We start from the raw sequence: 16480 nt of genomic DNA, 5'->3' as shown, positions 1-16480 counted from the left end.
TCAAATGCTTTATCGGCTGCCTAATTGAATACTAGGCGCACAGAATGGTAGCCGGCTCAACGTTCCAATAATAAAGATGAAGCATATAGGGTGGCCAATACTACCTGCCACCAAGCAAATCTTTGAGAGATACCGAGCACTACCGACTGCGTATTATGGCGAATGAGGGGGCGTAGCTCTCTCTTCCATGAATCCCCAGAACCAGCGGTTCCGATGCTGTGGCAGTTACCCCAAAGAAGCTGACCCCTAGTGCGATTTGGCGGACGACTATACCACCTTCGCCTAGAACGGGGGGGGTAATTTTTCGTATGGGTTCCGAGCTAAACGCCCCCGGGAAAACCGTGGACATACCCGTCCAGTGATCGGCCAGGTTCCAACTCTGCGAATTGACCTGCCCTGGGGTTTCACGCTGTGACGCCTGCAGGTTGGCCACCGCCCAGCCAACGGTTAGCGCTGGTACCGATGCCCCGGTACGCTGCACAAGGCCAGGCATTCCAACCAGGCCACCATCTCCGCGCACCAGAGCCTTGAGCCAAGTGGATTCGTTCGACGCGTACGTATCGACCATCCACCGCACCAGCGACCAGCCACTGGCGTAATACGTGTTGTCGTTGGCGCCCGTAGGAGCCAGCGGCGACAACGTATCCGCCCCCCGCAAATACTGATGCAGCACTGAGAAGTGCTTCCACATGATCAGCGGCCGGTCGTCACACTGCGTGAGCTCGCACCCTACACTGCTGGCAAAGCCGGTATTGCCCTTCCAACTCCCGCCCCCTGGAAACGTGCGGGCATACAACTCCTCGGCAATGCGCGCCGTGGCTTCCTCCAGCCACGGCTCCTCAAACTGCACGCCGCGCGACATGCGCTCGGCAAAGCTGGCCAGATGCTTGGCCTCGTGCACCACACTGGCGCGAATGGCCCGGCGCCATTCCTCGGGCGTCTCCCACGCACCGGGCACCCGGGCGTAGAACACTTCGTCCTGGTTGCTCGCGGCAAAGGTGCTGCGCGGGTAAAAATTGCAGGCGTTCACAAACGCCGCCGTGCCTGGGAGCGAGTCGTTCACAAAACGCGTGAACAACATGGTCACCCGGCCATCGCCGCTCAGCTGCGCGTTCATGGCCAGCGGGTCGCCAATATTCTGCTGCAACAGCGGGTACACCACGCTGTCAAACTCGCCACCAATTTTGCGGTACTGCCCATCCATGGTGCCGGCACGCATGGCAGTGATGTCTTCCAGTACCACCGCCTTGCTGCCGGCGTACACCACCCGCGCGCGAACGGCCTTGCCGGTATTGCAACTGCTGGCCGACGCCATGAGGGTGAGCGTATCGCCTACCATGGCAAACCGCTGGGCGGCGGCTGAGGCGCCTCCCCCCAGCAGCAGCGAAGAGCGGCTACGCGCCAGTTGCCAGGCTGACACCGCGCTGCCAGCCTGCGTGAGGCGTGAGCGCTGTGCGCCCAACCGCGCACCGTGGGCCGCTTCAGCGGCCGGCATCTGCTCAAGCACTCGGCGTGCCGCCGTGAGTGCCGGCGTGGAGAGCGGAATGGACGGGGTGGCCAGCAACCCGCTGGTCGCTCCGCCAATGAAGCCGCTGGCTGGAGCGCCTGAGGCCGCGGCGCTCATGCCACGCAGCTCAAAGCTGGCCACATTTCCGGCCGTGGTAGAGGTATTCACCACTGCCACCACATAGCGGGCGTTCTCACCGACGGCCGCCGGGGCCAGCTCAACACAGCGAGAGGGCTGCGCATCCAGCAGGCTGATGCTCTGCCCTGCCTCCAGCGCCACCCGCTGGGCCGTTCGCAGCGGGCGCCGGGCTTCGAATACGGTCGCCCCCACCTGCACCTGCACCGTGTGAGCGGCCGTGGCCCCACAGGGAAAAGCGCCTACCGGCAACAGGGCTTCAAAACGGGTGGCCGATTGGGCGCGGATGGGCAATGCCTGGCCGCCCACCGTGACGGTCACTGCGGCGTCGGCGGGAATGTTCTCCCCTTCTACCACAAGCAGGCTGCCGGCAACGAGGGTGTCCGGACCAACGGCCACAATACGAACCGGGTCCGACGGGACCGGTGTGGGTGCCGAGGGATTGCCGACTTCAGGCGACAGTGCATCGGCGCCGCTGCACGCGTGCAACACCCCCAAACCGCATGCCAGCAACGCCGCCCGGGACAGGCGGCGAACACTGCGGCACGGCAGCTTGTAAGTGGTTACAGGCGAACAGTTTGACATTTTTCGGCAGCTGAAGGCGAGAATCCGTCACGTGAGCGGCACTTCTGTCACACGCAAGGATCAGGGCAACCACTGTGCCGAACTCGGCTATTGCGCCGTATTTGCCAACATTCTCCCCAGGCATTCTCCTCCGCAGTCTTTTCCCCGCCGCTGCGCTTCCTTAAATCACTGGTAGCACTCCCCGTGCCTCCCGTGCCCTCCGACCAACTGGCGAAGCGATGACCGCGCCCAATTTCGAGCTCTCCCGTCCCCCGCTCACCCTGCTCTCCGAAGAGGAAGAGCTGTTCCGCGCGGCCGTGGCCGATCTGGCGGAAACGGAAGTGCGGCCACGTGTTCGTGCCATGGAGGACGCGGGCCGAATAGATCCCGCCCTGACCGCGAAATTCGTGGAGCTCGGCCTCATGGGCATTGAGCTCCCCGAAGAACATGGCGGCGCCGGCGGCTCACTCATGATGGTGGCCATTGCGGTGGAAGAGCTCAGCAAGGTGGATGCGAGCGCCGCCATTCAGGTGGACGTGCAGAACACGCTCGTGAACTACCCGCTGTACCGCTACGGCAACGCCGAACAGCGCGCGCGCATTCTGCCGCGCATGGCCGCGGGCGCCATTGGTGCCTACGCGTTGTCAGAGCCGGGCTCTGGCTCCGATGCGTTTGGCTTGGCCACGCGCGCCGAGAAGACCGATGGTGGTTGGCTGCTGAACGGGTCGAAGGCGTGGATCACCAACGGCGGTGAAGCGGAAGTATTTGTGGTGTTTGCCAACACCCGCCCCGACATGGGCTACAAGGGCATTACCGCATTCATTGTGGAGCGCGGCGCAGCCGGCTTTACCGTAGGCAAGAAGGAGCACAAGCTGGGCATCTGCGCCTCGAGCACCACGTCGCTGCACTTCGAGAATACGTTCGTGAGTGATGCAAACGTGCTGGGCGAAGTGGGCACCGGGTACAAGATTGCCATTGAGACGCTGAACGAAGGGCGCATTGGCATTGGGGCACAGATGATTGGCGTGGCCCAGGGTGCTCTCTCGGCGGCCGTGGCACATCTCAAGGAGCGCAAGCAGTTTGGCCGAGCGCTGGCGGAGTTTCAGGGCATCCAGTTTCAGGTGGCGCAGGCGGCCACGGAGCTGGAGGCCGCGCGTCTCATGGTGTACAACGCCGCGCGCCTCAAGGATGCGGGTCAGGATATTGCGCGCGAAGGCGCCATGGCCAAGCTGTATTCGTCGCAGATGGCGGAGCGCGCGACGTCGTTGTGCGTGGAGCTCTTTGGTGGCTACGGCTACACGCGCGAGTATCCGGTGGAGAAGTTCTACCGGGACGCGAAAATTGGCACGATTTACGAAGGGACGAGCAATATGCAGTTGCAGACGATTGCGAAGGCGGTGCTGCGGTGAGGGTGGTGAGTTGTGAGTTTTCAGTTTGAGTTGTCAGCTGTCAGTTTGAGTTTTCAGTTGTCAGTTCTTCCGTGAAGAATGTTCAGAGACTGACCCTCATTTTCGGCGTGGTCATGATTATCGTGGCCACGCTGTTGCCGTTTGGGGGGATGCCGGCGGCGCTGATTCCGCCGCGGTGGTGTGTGCGCTGTGGTGGACTATGGCTGACCGATGCCATCAGCAATGTGGTGTTGTTTGTGCCCTTGGGTATTGCGCTGGCGTTGCGCGGATGGCGTTGGTGGCGGGTGGCGCTCGCAGCACTGATTGGCTCGGTATTCGTGGAGAGCATGCAGGCGATTGGGCTTCCACCGGGGCGATCGGCGGCGGTGGCCGATCTCATTACCAACACACTCGGCGGATTGCTGGGTGTCCCACTTCTGAATGGGTGGCGTGCGCAACGTGAGCTGACCTCAGTTTCGGCAGCCCGGCTAAGCATTGGCTGGACGGTACTGACCATTACGGTCTTCACGCTCACCACGCTGGCACTCGGCCCTCGCGAGAGTACGCCAAACACCACCGACGCCTTTGCCACGTCAGTCAGCCCCTTTGAGCATGTCCCCGGGCATCCATGGTACGAGGGGATCAATGATTCGGCGTTTGTGGACACCGCGCACTTCACAAAAGGATGGAGCGGTCCGTTCATTTCGCAGGTGAACCGCGAGCTCACCCCGCTGCACGCTGGGGTCACGGTACGACAGACTGACCCGTCGTGGGAGCGCACGCCCTTGTTGTTTGTGCATTTGCCAAACGACAGCGCAGCACTGCTCATGATTGCCAAACATGGCAACAATGCACAATTGCTGGTCAGCCGTCGCGCGTGGGACTGGGGGCTGGCATTTCCGGTGGCGGATGTACCAAATGCATTCGCCAACCGGTCTCTGAAAGATCCGCGACCGCTTTCGTTTATCGCAACGGCCACCAGCGATGCGTTGCGAATTGAATCACGCGGAGCATTTGCCGGCTCGGGCACGGTACGTCTTTCGCCCATCCTAGGCTGGGCGCTGATTCAGACAATCGTAACCGTGCAGTCTCCGTTGGCGCCTGCGCTGCTGGCCGGCTGGCTGTTTGCGCTGCTGGCGCCTGTTGGCTGGTGGAGCGTGAAATCGGAACGGCGCTGGATGGGCGCAAGCGCATGCCTCGCCGTGTTAGGGTCGCTCGTGGCCCTGCCGTGGTGGAAGCAGGTACACGCGCTCACAGTGGCAGAGCTGTTACTCGTGTGCAGCTGCATGGGAGCCGGAGCGTTGCTTGCTTTGTTACATCGTAAACGGCAGCTTTCGCACGGGGCTCGACGCGAGAGTCCCGCTGCCGTTCATTGATTACCGAGACACTGCCCCATGAACATCGCCATGATCGGCACCGGATACGTTGGACTGGTATCTGGCGCCTGCTTTGCCGAGTTCGGATCCACGGTCACCTGTGTTGATCTGAACGCCGAGAAGATTGAGCGCCTGCTGCGCGGGGAAATCCCCATTTACGAGCCGGGACTGGACGATCTGGTGCAGAAGGGGATCAAGAGCGGCCGCCTACGCTTTACCACCAATCTGCCGGAGGCCGTTGGCGAGGCCGATGCGGTGTTCCTGGCGGTGGGCACCCCCAGTCGCCGTGGTGACGGTCATGCCGATCTGCGCTTCGTGGAGGCCGCAGCCATGGACGTGGCGCGGGCGCTGCGTGGCTACACGGTCGTGGTCACCAAGAGCACGGTGCCGGTGGGTACGGGGCGCCGAGTGGCGGATCTCATCAAGGAAACCAACCCGCAGGCAGATTTTGATGTGGCCTCCAACCCGGAGTTCCTGCGGGAAGGCTCGGCCATTGGCGACTTCATGCGCCCGGACCGGGTGGTGATTGGCTGCGAAACCGATCGCGCGCGTGAGGTGCTACGCGAGCTGTATCGCCCGCTGTTTTTGCTGGAAACGCCCATTGTGATGACCAGCCTGGAGACGGCGGAGCTCACCAAGTACGCCGCCAACGCGTTTCTGGCCACCAAGATCACGTTCATCAACGAGGTGGCCGACCTCTGTGAAAAGCTGGGCGCCGATGTGGGTGACGTGGCACGTGGCATGGGGTTGGACGGGCGCATTGGCAAGAAGTTCCTGCACGCGGGCCCGGGCTACGGCGGGAGCTGTTTCCCCAAGGACACGCTGGCCCTCGCGCGTACGGCGCAAGAGGCCGGGTCGCCGGTGCGGCTGGTGGAAACGGTGGTGCAGATCAACGATCGACGGAAGGGCGCCATGGCGGGGCGCATCATGGCCGCCTGCGGCGGCAGCGTGCGCGGCAAGACCATTGGCGTGCTAGGGGTAGCCTTCAAGCCCAACACCGACGACATGCGTGATGCACCCAGTCTATCCATTGTTCCAGCATTGCAGGATGCCGGGGCTACGGTAAGGGCGTATGATCCCGCGGCCATGCACGAAGCGGAGCCACTGCTGCCGGGCGTTACATGGTGTGGGAACGCCTACGAGGCCGCCAAAGGGGCGGATGCGGTAGCATTGATAACAGAGTGGAACGAATTCCGCGGACTCGATTTGGAACGGCTGGGTGGCGTCATGACACAAAAGATCTTTGTGGATCTGCGTAACGTATATGGACCGAGTGCAATGCGTGAGCAAGGCTTCGTGTATCGCAGTATCGGACGCCAGTAACGCCGTACCGGATAATGTCGGCACTTCTTCCTGTCAACGAGTTCTCCAGTCTCGCGCAGCGGATGACCGCGAAGCCTGAGCAACCATTCGGGATGCCGGGTGTTTCGCTTGGCATTCGGACATTCGAAGGGAAAAGCATAGCAATTCATTCCGGGACTGATAACCGGGGAACTCGACTGGGATTCGACTCGCTGTTCTGTCTTTCTTCTGCGTCGAAGCTGGTGGTAGCTTTGCTGATACTTGAATTAATTGATCTGGGAAGACTTTCACCTGAGTCTACCCTATCGGATGTCCTGCCAAGTTGCTCCGAATCACTTAAGGCAGTCACTATTGCTCAGTTGCTATCACACCGCGGAGGACTTCCACAAGCCCTTACTGAAAACCAACTGCCCTACGATGAGCGGCTATCCCACGAGAGAATTAGGGCTGCCTGCCTTCACGTGCATAGTGCGCCTTCTGACCGAGTAAACTATAGCGATGTGGGGTACGGCTTGCTGGCATTAATAGTGGAGGCGAAATGGGAAGATACATTTGAGTCAGTAATTCAGACGCGTATCAATTCTCTGCTCGGCACTACTCTTGTGATGGAGAAGGCAGATTCATCACGCGTCGTTCGTGTCGTGGGCGTGAATGCCACCGTTGTAAGCGATGAGCTGGCACCGATAAACTCCCAGTTTTGGCGCAACTTGGCGCTTCCTTGGGCTGGCGTATTTGGCACCCTTGACGATATCATGACCGTCGCGCTTCAGTTTTCGAGTGCTGGGGCAATGCTATCTCCGAAGGTGCGGATCCTAGCTTTACAGGACCCTGACGGAGGTCAACTTAGCGGAGGACTTTGCGAGGTTGGCGCGCATCTGGGTATTGCTCATTCAGCCTCGGTTGAGTGGCTGGAGTGTCCGTGGGGACTCGGGCCAGAGTTGCGGGGGTCGAAGGCACCTCACTGGGCTCCGAGAGAGGCGTCCCCGCAATCGTTCGGGCACGTTGGAACGAGTGGTGTACTTGTGTGGTGCGATCCGGAGGCCAAACGCGTTTGGGCGATGGCTGGCACTCGGTATACCGCAACTGGCTGGTTGTTCAGATATGGTCCGACCTTTGGACGACTGGCGATGAATGCAACGCCTCAGCCCTGACTTGTCCGTTACCCAGTTGGCAGCTTAGCCGCTACTCGCGCCGGGTTTCCGAAGAGCAACGAATGGTCTGGGTATTGCCCTTTGCAAATAGCTCCGAGCGAAACGACAGAGTAGGCCCCGATTTCAGTGCCAGGAAGAATCGCACAATCAGGGGAGAGCCAAACGCCGTCATGAATGGTGACCGGAGCAGTAAATATGTCCAGTCTGGCGGAGTGTCGATCAAGGGAATGGAACGACGAGTCGAGCACCCTCGCAGTCGACAGCAAACAATGACTTCCGACGGCAATTCGACGCACGCATCCGAACCGGGTTCCATCGAGCGTGGTCTCATCTCCAATCGAGATATGGGCATCACGCTCGTTGGTCCATGGAGTCACCCGTCCATGCACTTCCACATTCCGCCCAATCGTAACGCGGCCAGGACCTCGAATGATGAGCCGACCATACAAGCGGAGGCCGGGGGCAATTTCGACACGCGGACGAAACAGTCTGCACCACAGGCGAAAGCTTGCGCCTCTGGCGATCGCCACTACGACGTTGGCCGCACGGTAGGGATGCCGAAGTGCTATCAGTACCTTGCTGGCAACAGGCAAGTCGCGAGCGCGAACCGTAGCCGCACTCGCGGCCTCAGCGTAGAGAGTTTCGCTCGACATAGTTACGTATTGCTGCCACGGAATGGAGCGTTGGAATGTCGGTATCCTCGATGAAGAAACCATAGGCATCTTCGAGGGCACCGATAAGCGCAACATGATTGGCTGAGTCCCATTGAGGGTGCTTCTGGTAGTGGAGTGTGTCGACCACAACATCCACCGGCACACGCAAGGCGTCGGCAATTACCTGTTCAATAACGGGCTGCATGTTCAGCTACTCTGTGGAATGGGGGAACTACCCGCACGACCAACGCTGCCTGATAACGTGGAGAATAAGGCGTTCCTGTCAACCTTTCCGTTTGCATTGAGCGGGAAGCTTTCCACAAAGAGTACGTACCGGGGGACAAACACGGCTTCGAGTCGTGCAGCGGAGGCCGTCATGATATCCGCCGCTGATAACGCGCGACCATGTTCTGATGCTTCGTTGCAAACGAAAGCCGTCAAGGCTACCGGTTGTCCGTCCTCGATTGGCCAGCCAACAACGACGGCATCCGTTACTCCCGGAATAGTTCGCAGAACGGCCTCAATTTCACCAGGCTCTATTCGGCGCCCCATCACTTTGAGCTGATCATCCACGCGGCTCAGGAACGCGAGTTCTCCGCCAGGTAGCTCCTTGACCAGATCGCCAGTCCGATAGAAAAGACGATCAACGCCATCGCTGCAGCGCTGGGTCACGAACTTCCGTTCCGTAAGCTCCTCATCGTTCCAATACCCTGGGACGGTCTGGCTACCGGCAATCCACAACTCCCCTGCGTCGCCGGGAGTTACTGCAAGCCCTCTTTCATTTACCACCGTCACATAATTCCCCGGGAAGGGCGCCCCAATTGGAACGATTCGACCGGGCCAGGTGGGATTAGCAGAACGCCACACGTGAGCAAAGCAGATGACCGTTACTTCGGTTGGGCCGTAATGATTCTCAACGAGGCTGTTTGGCGTTGCAGCGGCCCAGACCTCCGCATTTTCAACCGACAAGGCCTCACCGATAAACATTGAGTAGCGAACGGCAGGAAAGCGCCCGGGCCGTAATGCACGCCGCCGACGCATTAGCGACAGCACCGACGGAACCGCCGAAAAGACTGTAAGTGCCTCGTTTTCAATGTAGGATGCCGGTGCGATGAGCTGTTCAGCCGGGATTCCTACTACGCAGGCGCCGCAAGACCAAGCCACGAACAGGTCGAAAATGGACACATCAAACGACTGCTCAAACATCTGAGAGAAGCGATCATTGGACGCAAACGGGTACCGCGCGCGGGCGTTTGCCAGATAAGCCAATACGTTGGCGTTGGTGACTCCCACCCCTTTGGGGGCACCAGTCGTACCTGAGGTGAAGAGAAGGTATGCCAGATCTGACGATTCGGCCGTAGCCGCCGGGATAGGGTGGTATTCCATCGCATCGGAGGGCCACAACACGGGGAGCGCGGGCATCAGTTCGGCGCGAAGGTTATTTAGCAGTCCTTCCCACTCCGGCTCCACGATCACGGCGTCCAATTGTGCTAGCCGAATGACCCGCGCGAGTCGCTCACGATGGAGGCGTGGGTTGAGCGGCACAAAACACGCGCCAGCCCATGACGCCGCCAAAGCACCGGCGTAGCTCTCAACGGATCGGCTCCCCAAGACTCCTATTCGTCGTGCCCCCGGCGCTCGATCGCACAGTGCATGTGCCCAACGAGAAGCTAAGTCGGTCAGTTCTGCATAGCCGATTATGCGCGTGCCAAGCTGTATCGCCGGTCGGTCCCCATGTTCGGCTGCTGTAGCCTCAACAACCTGCGCCAGGGTGGCTGGCGCGAGTTGGGCCGACGGCGGCGGGGCAGGGATCGTTCGGGGAATGCAGTGAGGGCACATGATGTGACAGAAAGCACATGGCGTGGGGCAATGGACGAATGGTAGACGAACTGCCTCCGGTAGAGCAACGACCGGGAGCGTGACAGTCACCGGAAAGTCACCGTTTCGCTGTTTGGAATGCCACAGCACGTTGGCAACAAATGCCGAGACGGTGTTCCCCTGTGCTTGCGCACTTTACCGCGCCCCCTAAAGTCCGCTTCATTCTTCAGTTCGCTAGATTGTAGGTGGTTTCAACACGAATTGCCTAGGCATCCTTTGCCGCTGAGGAAACCTTCGAACCTTGCCGGGTACACTGCTTGCTGAGGCGACTCCGGCGTCTTTTGTGAGGATAGGTACTTTTCGCTCATGATCGAAACGGTTGCCGGTGTACTGAACACCATTCTGGCTCTGCTGCGCCCCGTGGTATTTGGTGCGGGGTTGGTAGCGGGCGTTGGGGCTATCACGTCGTGGGCAGTTCGCACCCGACGCATTTCCCCCTTTTCTCCGTTCGCGCGGTTCGTGCGCGACCGTATTGACCCCATTTTGGTGGCGCCCATGGAGAAGCGCCTGTTGCGAGCGGGCGGTACGCCCTACGCGGCACCCTGGTGGGGGCTGGCGGTGGTCATTCTGGGCGGGTTGCTGTTGCTCAGCGCCATTCAGTTTTTGCGCGACCAGTTCATCATGCTCTCCTACGCGTCGCAAAGTGGCGCGGGGCTGGCCATGCTGCTGGTGCGCTGGACCTTCAGCGTGCTGCGTATTGCCCTCTTTGCGCGGGTCATTTCCAGCTGGGTGGGTGGCGGTCCCTACTCCAAGTGGTGGCGCTGGTCGTACGTGCTCACCGAGTGGTTCCTGGCCCCGCTGCGCAGCGTGATTCCCACCATTGGCATGATCGACATCTCGGTGCTGGTGGCCTATTTCGGGCTGGGGATCATTGAGACGGTGGTGCTGAGCGCGTTGCGGTAACGTGCTGTGAGCAGCTCGGGTACGTCTGATCAGTTTGACGTGTGCTGCTCGTGTGGAGAGGTCATCCACACGAGCAGAGCGCATATTGGGCGAACAATCCGTTGCCTGTGTGGAAGGCCGGTGCGCATTGAACGACCCAAGGTAAGCCCACCCGAGCAGAAAGCACGAAGCGCGTCGGCCTCACCGGCGGCGGTGCCCGATGCATTTGTCATGGGACGACAGCGCCGCTCGCGGGGTGAACCGTCGGCAAAGTCTGCGCGCAGCGGATCATCGGGGAGTGGCGCGTGGCGCCGAGTGGTAGGACGGGCAGGCCAATCGGTATTGCTGCTGCTGGACGGCATTGGCCGGGAATTGCGCAGTCCCATGGCGCTGCGACGGTATACATGCATTGCCCTGTTGGGGTACGCGGTCGCGCTGGTAGCGACCTGGCTGCTACTCATACTGAGTTCGGAAGACTGGCTCCCGGCCACCTTGCTGGCTTATGGCCCGCGTTTTGTAGTGCTGCTGCCAGCACTGCTGCTGCTGCCACTGGGGCTGGTATTTGCCCGCCGTTCGGCGGTGGTGGCTACCGTGGCCGTGCTGTGGGCCGTGCACAGCGTCATGGGGTTTCGTTTCGGATGGCCCAGCGCCACCACGGCCGCTCCCGCGGAAGCCGGGGTCATTCGCATGGTGACGCTGAATGCACAGGGCGGCGCCATGGTCACGCCACGTATCGGTCAGCTGCTGGCGTTGTCGCCCTCGGTGATCAATGTGCAGGAGTGTTCAGAAACACTGGCCGCGGCGCTCGAGGCACGCGGGGGGTATCACGTGGTACGCCACCGCAACCTGTGCACGGCGAGCCAGTGGCCCATTGTGTACTCCGACTCCATGCCGCGCGCTGCGTTTGAGCGGGTAGCACAATACGGCTATGGTGGCACGGGGCTGGTGGTGCGTCACGCCATCGCTCACCCCACAACTCCGTTTCAGGTGGTTAACCTGCACCTCGAAACCCCCCGCAAGGGATTGCAGCGGTTGGTGGGGAACGACGGATTGATTCCCGACAACGGCGATATGTCGAACGCGATGCCCAGCCAGCAGGCGCTCGATGGCGTGGACCTCAACGCCGAAATCCGTCTGCGCGAATCTGAGCGCGCCTCAGTGTGGGCGGCCCGCACCTCCGACCGCGGCCCGCTCATTGTCACCGGTGACTTCAACCAGCCGGTGGAGAGCACGATTTACCGACGGTACTGGGGCGCGTACAACAACGCCTTCGAATCGCGCGGCTTTGGCTTTGGCTACACCAAGTTCGAGGGGCGGCTGCTGCGGGTTCGCATTGACCATATCCTCACCCTCCCCGGCACCTTCGCCGTAGATCGCGTCTGGGTGGCGCCCGATGTGGGGTCGGACCACCGGCCGGTGGTGGCCGATTTGCGGTTCAGTCGCTGAGGGGGCGCGACGGCCGGGCTCGATTACTAGGCTGGCCTCGTTTGAACTGCATTTCGAGGACTGCTCCGTGTGAGCAGATAGGGCGTGCAAACGAGGACTGGCTCCGGCATGGGCGGGCGCCGTACCGCTGCGGCGAAGCTGTTCATTTCAAGAATCATTGAAAATCAGGAGGTGGAGAGTGCCCGTCGCCTGCACCGTCGCAGTCCTCGTTTTGACGTCCTTTCCGCCGCCGCGGGCCAGTCCTCGTAAAGCAGTTCCTCACCGCCAGCGCCCATACCTGAACCGGGCGGATCGGACTCACCTGTTCGGACTGTAACAGATCAAATTGCCCGGAACCGGGTACCACAGAGGCGTGTTCAACGCATTGTTAGGACCGGGTGGTCCTATATCTACTGGAACCCGCTTACATGGAGCTGTAACCGATGCGCAAGCTTTCCCTGCTCGCCGCTGCTGCCGTGATGGCCTTCGCCGCCCCGACCGTGGCTCAGGCGCAGGACAAGAACATTGTCGAGGTCGCGGTCGCCGCGGGCTCGTTCAAGACCCTCGCCAAGCTGCTCGGCGATGCCGGTCTCGTAGAAACGCTCCAGGGCCCCGGCCCGTTCACCGTGTTTGCCCCGACCGACGAAGCCTTCGCCAAGGTCCCGGCCGCCACGCTTCAGGCCCTCGCCGCCGATAAGGCCAAGCTCAAGGCCGTGCTGCTGTACCATGTGGTCGCTGGCAAGGTCATGGCCGCCGACGCCCTCAAGCTCGCCGGCAAGAGCGCCAAGATGGTGGAAGGCTCGGAAGCCAAGATCAGCGTCATGGGCAGCACCCCCATGATCAACCAGGCCCACATCGTGAAGACGGACATTGCGGCCAGCAATGGCGTGATCCACGTGATCGACGCGGTGATCCTGCCGCCCGCCAAGTAAGCCCCTCGGTTTTTGGCAGGAACCGCCGCACTCCTCCGGGAGTGCGGCGGTTTTTTTCGGGAAATGCGTGCGAAAACCGTTGCTGTGATTCCGGATGATTTAACTTATTTTTGTTCGTCGACCGCACATTTTCCAGTTTTTGGACGGTAGAATCCCTTGCGGCCACACCTCGCTTTTACCGCGCTGCTGTTGGTATTCGGCAGTGCGGCGTGTTCATCACCCGCGACACGCGACACCTGGGACCGCGTGCAACGTACCGGGATTGTGCGCGTCGGATATGCGGTGGAGCCGCCGTTTGCCTTGGTCGATTCAACCGGACGGGTGTCCGGGGAAAGCCCGGAACTGCTCCGGCTGGTCATGGCCGAGTTGGGGGTCGACAGTATTGAGTGGGTAGGCACCCGCTTCGGGTCGCTCATCCTGGAGCTCCAGCAAGGAGACTTCGACGTCATCGCAGCGGGGATGTACATCACCCCCGATCGCGCCCGCGCGGTCCTGTTCTCGCGCCCCACCCTGCGTGACCCCACCGCGTTACTCATCCGGGCCACGGATTCGGCTCGCCTGACCACGCTGGCCGACGTCGCGCGAAACCGTGCCGCGCGGTTGGCCATCATCGCAGGGGCGGCCGAGGAACGACTCGCCCTCGCCGCCGGTCTTTCACCAAGCCAACTGCGCCCCGTGCCCGATCCCACCACGGGGCGCGCGGCCGTCATTTCGGGCGAAGCGGATGCCTTCGCCTTGTCCACCGTCTCGCTGTCGCTGCTCCGTCGCACCCATCCGGACAGCACCGCTTTGAAGGTGGTGCCTCTCTCCTTTCCAAACGATCCACAGCTGCACGACATCGCGCTTGGCCAGCCCGCCTATGCGGTGCGACTGGACGACATCACGTTGCGGTCCGCCATTGATCGCGCGCTTGGCCGGGTGCTCGGTACCCCGCGTCACCGCGCCGTCCAGCAGCGGTTCGAGTTCGACAGCACGTTTGACGAACCAACCAATAGCCAGCGGCCACCGTCGGCCCCCTTGCCATGAACCTCAATTTTCGTCGGATCGCCTGGCCTATCGTGGCGGTGATCTTCATGGCCGCCATCGCCGCCGCGGCGGCCTTGCAATGGCGTCACCTCGCGTCACGGAGCGAGCTGCAACGCGTGTCGTCATCCGCGCGGTTGGCGAGTGGCGTGCGCATGCAGGTATCGTCTGCCTTCCTGCTGCGATCGCGGGCGGAAGGGGGCGACGCTTCGGTGGACACCATCCTCATTACGGGCGCCATTCAACGGGCACAACTGCTGCTCAACGACTGGCAGCGGGGGCGTGAAGGGTCACGGGGGGTCCTTCCGGTCGTCGCCCTGCCGCTGGGTTCTCCGCTCCGTGATGCCGTGGAGCGTCTCGCTCAGTCGGTGGGGCGCTTCTCCACCCTGCTCCAGCAGCCGGCGGCGCCGGGCACCAATGTGCGTTTGCGCTCGGCGTACGCCGACGTCACGGCCCTGTGCGACAGCGTGGATCTGCTGGTGGCGCGCGGCGGGAGCGAGGCGCTGCAGCGTGACGATCTGCGGAATCGCTGGTCGCTCACCATTCTGTCGGGCACCATTGTGCTACTCGGGCTCCTGTTCGGAGTGCTCTGGGCCCGATGGAATGTGGCCGACCGCGAAGGAGCGGAAGCCCAGCGGGCGTTGGTCGAAAGCGAACGGCAGCTGCGTCTGCTCACGGACCAGATCCCCGTGGGGGTATTCCGCACCGCCAGCACCGGCGAAGTGGAGTTCATCAACAGCACAATGGAGCGCATGTACGATGCGCCGCGCGAGCAGCTGCGTGGCGACGGCTGGATTCATTTCGTGCACCCCCTTGATCGCGAACGTCTCCAGGAGGAGCGCACCGCCGCACGGCTGAGCGGTGTGGACGACGCCGCGTTCATGTTCCGCATTTGTCGTGGCAGCGACAGCGCGGTGCGTGAGGTCGTACTACGCGCCCGCTACCTGCGTGATGCACAGGGGCACGTGCGAACAGCCATTGGGGTCATGGAGGATGTCACCGATCGGCGGGCCCTCGAGACGCAGCTCGTACAGTCGCAGAAAATGGAAGCCGTTGGGCGGCTGGCCGGTGGTGTGGCCCACGACTTCAACAACCTGCTCACGGTGATTGGCGGCATTACGGAACTCCTGCTAACCGATGCGCGGCTTCCCGAGGAATTGCGGCAGGATCTGGCCGAAGTGCACGACGCGTCGGAGCGGGCCCGCACGCTCACGAGACAGCTGCTTGCCCTAAGCCGGCAGCAACGGATTCACGTGGCCAGCATTCCGGTGGGCGACGTGCTGACCCGCACCACGGCGCTGCTGCGGCGTGTGTTGGGCGAACACATTGGCGTCTCGCTGCAACTGCCGGAGTCCGATCTCACGGCCAGTGCCGACGGCGGTGCCATTGAGCAAATGCTGCTCAACCTGGCGCTGAACGCGCGTGATGCGATGCCCTCCGGTGGTACCCTCCGACTGGCAGCAGCGGCTGGCACGGAGGGCCCTGGGGTCGTGGCCGCGCACGATGGGGCGTGGGTGGTCATCACGGTGCAAGACAGCGGCAGCGGGATTTCCGCCGAGGTCCTGCCGCATGTGTTCGAGCCGTTCTTTACCACGAAAGACCCGGGGGAGGGCACCGGGCTTGGATTGGCCATGGTGCAGTCGTTGGCAGCACAGATGCGGGGGGCGGTCACGGTAGAAAGTACGGTGGGCACCGGCTCCACCTTTCGGATCTTTCTGCCCGCGAGCGCACCGGCCCCACCTCAGGTGCAGACGCCCGGCGCCGGGCCACGGGGCAGTACGACGGGCGGTGTTGTGCTGCTGGTGGAAGACAACACACCGTTGCGCCACGTGGTCGCGCGAGCGCTGCGCGACGCGCGTTACACGGTGCTCGAAGCGGGTGACGTACCCGAGGCGCAACAGCTGTTCGAGGCCCGGAGCGGCCAGATCAATGTCGTGGTGACCGACGTCGTGTTGCCGGGCGCATCAGGACCGACGCTGGTGCGCTGGTTGCGCGCCCGCTGTCCCGAGGTTGCGGTGCTGTACGTGACCGGCTTTTCGGCCAGTGAGCAGCTGGTACGCGACGTGGACGACGGCACCCCCATGCTGGCCAAGCCCTTTGATATGCGCGATCTGGTGGCGGCGGTGGACCAGTTGCTGGCGCCGGCAACGTAGCGCGGCTGGCGCCAGTGTATTGGGTTGGCTGGGTTGGCACGGCTTTACGAGGACTGCTCCGTGCGGGCGGAGAGCGCGTCCGAACGAGGACTGGCTCCGGCATGGGCGGGC

12 protein-coding genes are annotated in these 16480 nt (G+C 62.0%); 9 read left to right on the top strand and 3 right to left on the bottom strand.

Annotated elements, in window-relative coordinates; all coding sequences use genetic code 11:
- Nucleotides 1-139: 139 nt before the first annotated feature.
- Complete coding sequence (locus GEMMAAP_RS03505; RefSeq protein ID WP_026850222.1) at nt 140-2134, bottom strand: M30 family metallopeptidase; 1995 nt, start codon at nt 2132-2134, stop codon at nt 140-142.
- A gap of 311 nt (nt 2135-2445) precedes the next feature.
- On the opposite strand from GEMMAAP_RS03505, the gene GEMMAAP_RS03500 reads away from it, so the two are divergent.
- From GEMMAAP_RS03500 to GEMMAAP_RS21195, 4 genes are all read left to right on the top strand, one after another.
- A complete protein-coding gene (locus tag GEMMAAP_RS03500; RefSeq protein WP_026850223.1) occupies nt 2446-3615 on the top strand; it encodes an acyl-CoA dehydrogenase family protein in 1170 nt (389 codons plus the stop codon).
- 71 nt (nt 3616-3686) lie between these two features.
- Nucleotides 3687-4970: a VanZ family protein gene (locus GEMMAAP_RS03495; RefSeq protein WP_053334303.1), complete on the top strand. Its 1284-nt coding sequence runs from the start codon at nt 3687-3689 to the stop codon at nt 4968-4970.
- Nucleotides 4971-4988: 18 nt separating this feature from the next.
- Complete coding sequence (locus tag GEMMAAP_RS03490) at nt 4989-6293, top strand: UDP-glucose dehydrogenase family protein (RefSeq protein ID WP_026850224.1); 1305 nt, start codon at nt 4989-4991, stop codon at nt 6291-6293.
- A 14-nt stretch (nt 6294-6307) separates the two neighbouring features.
- Nucleotides 6308-7423: a serine hydrolase domain-containing protein gene (locus GEMMAAP_RS21195; protein ID WP_075071399.1), complete on the top strand. Its 1116-nt coding sequence runs from the start codon at nt 6308-6310 to the stop codon at nt 7421-7423.
- Between the two features lie 627 nt (nt 7424-8050).
- Here the strand turns inward: GEMMAAP_RS21195 and GEMMAAP_RS03480 are convergent.
- Both GEMMAAP_RS03480 and GEMMAAP_RS03475 read right to left on the bottom strand, forming a co-directional pair.
- On the bottom strand, nt 8051-8281 hold the full coding sequence (locus GEMMAAP_RS03480; protein WP_043581113.1) for an acyl carrier protein: 231 nt from the start codon (nt 8279-8281) through the stop codon (nt 8051-8053).
- Between the two features lie 2 nt (nt 8282-8283).
- A complete protein-coding gene (locus GEMMAAP_RS03475; protein WP_082821027.1) occupies nt 8284-9915 on the bottom strand; it encodes an amino acid adenylation domain-containing protein in 1632 nt (543 codons plus the stop codon).
- Between the two features lie 345 nt (nt 9916-10260).
- Between GEMMAAP_RS03475 and GEMMAAP_RS19925 the strand changes: the two genes are divergently transcribed.
- The 5 genes from GEMMAAP_RS19925 to GEMMAAP_RS03450 all read left to right on the top strand — a co-directional run bounded on the left by GEMMAAP_RS19925 (nt 10261) and on the right by GEMMAAP_RS03450 (nt 16369).
- Nucleotides 10261-10857, top strand: coding sequence for a YggT family protein (locus tag GEMMAAP_RS19925; RefSeq protein WP_053334305.1), 597 nt, complete (start codon nt 10261-10263; stop codon nt 10855-10857).
- Between the two features lie 210 nt (nt 10858-11067).
- The gene (locus GEMMAAP_RS03465; protein WP_158514714.1) at nt 11068-12282 is read left to right on the top strand and encodes an endonuclease/exonuclease/phosphatase family protein; all 1215 of its coding nucleotides are present in this window, start codon (nt 11068-11070) and stop codon (nt 12280-12282) included.
- A gap of 422 nt (nt 12283-12704) precedes the next feature.
- Entirely contained in the window at nt 12705-13193 is a 489-nt protein-coding gene (locus tag GEMMAAP_RS03460) for a fasciclin domain-containing protein (protein ID WP_026850227.1), read from the top strand.
- A 156-nt stretch (nt 13194-13349) separates the two neighbouring features.
- Entirely contained in the window at nt 13350-14219 is an 870-nt protein-coding gene (locus tag GEMMAAP_RS03455; RefSeq protein ID WP_053334306.1) for a transporter substrate-binding domain-containing protein, read from the top strand.
- Entirely contained in the window at nt 14216-16369 is a 2154-nt protein-coding gene (locus tag GEMMAAP_RS03450; RefSeq protein ID WP_053334307.1) for a hybrid sensor histidine kinase/response regulator, read from the top strand. The genes GEMMAAP_RS03455 and GEMMAAP_RS03450 overlap by 4 nt, the downstream gene beginning before the upstream one ends.
- The last annotated feature ends 111 nt before the right edge of the window (nt 16370-16480 follow it).

The sequence above is a fragment of the Gemmatimonas phototrophica genome, from assembly GCF_000695095.2.
GTDB classification, from domain to species: Bacteria; Gemmatimonadota; Gemmatimonadetes; order Gemmatimonadales; family Gemmatimonadaceae; genus Gemmatimonas; species Gemmatimonas phototrophica.
The sequence above is the reverse complement of the archived record's forward strand: the minus strand, read 5'-3'. Positions and strand labels throughout refer to the sequence as shown.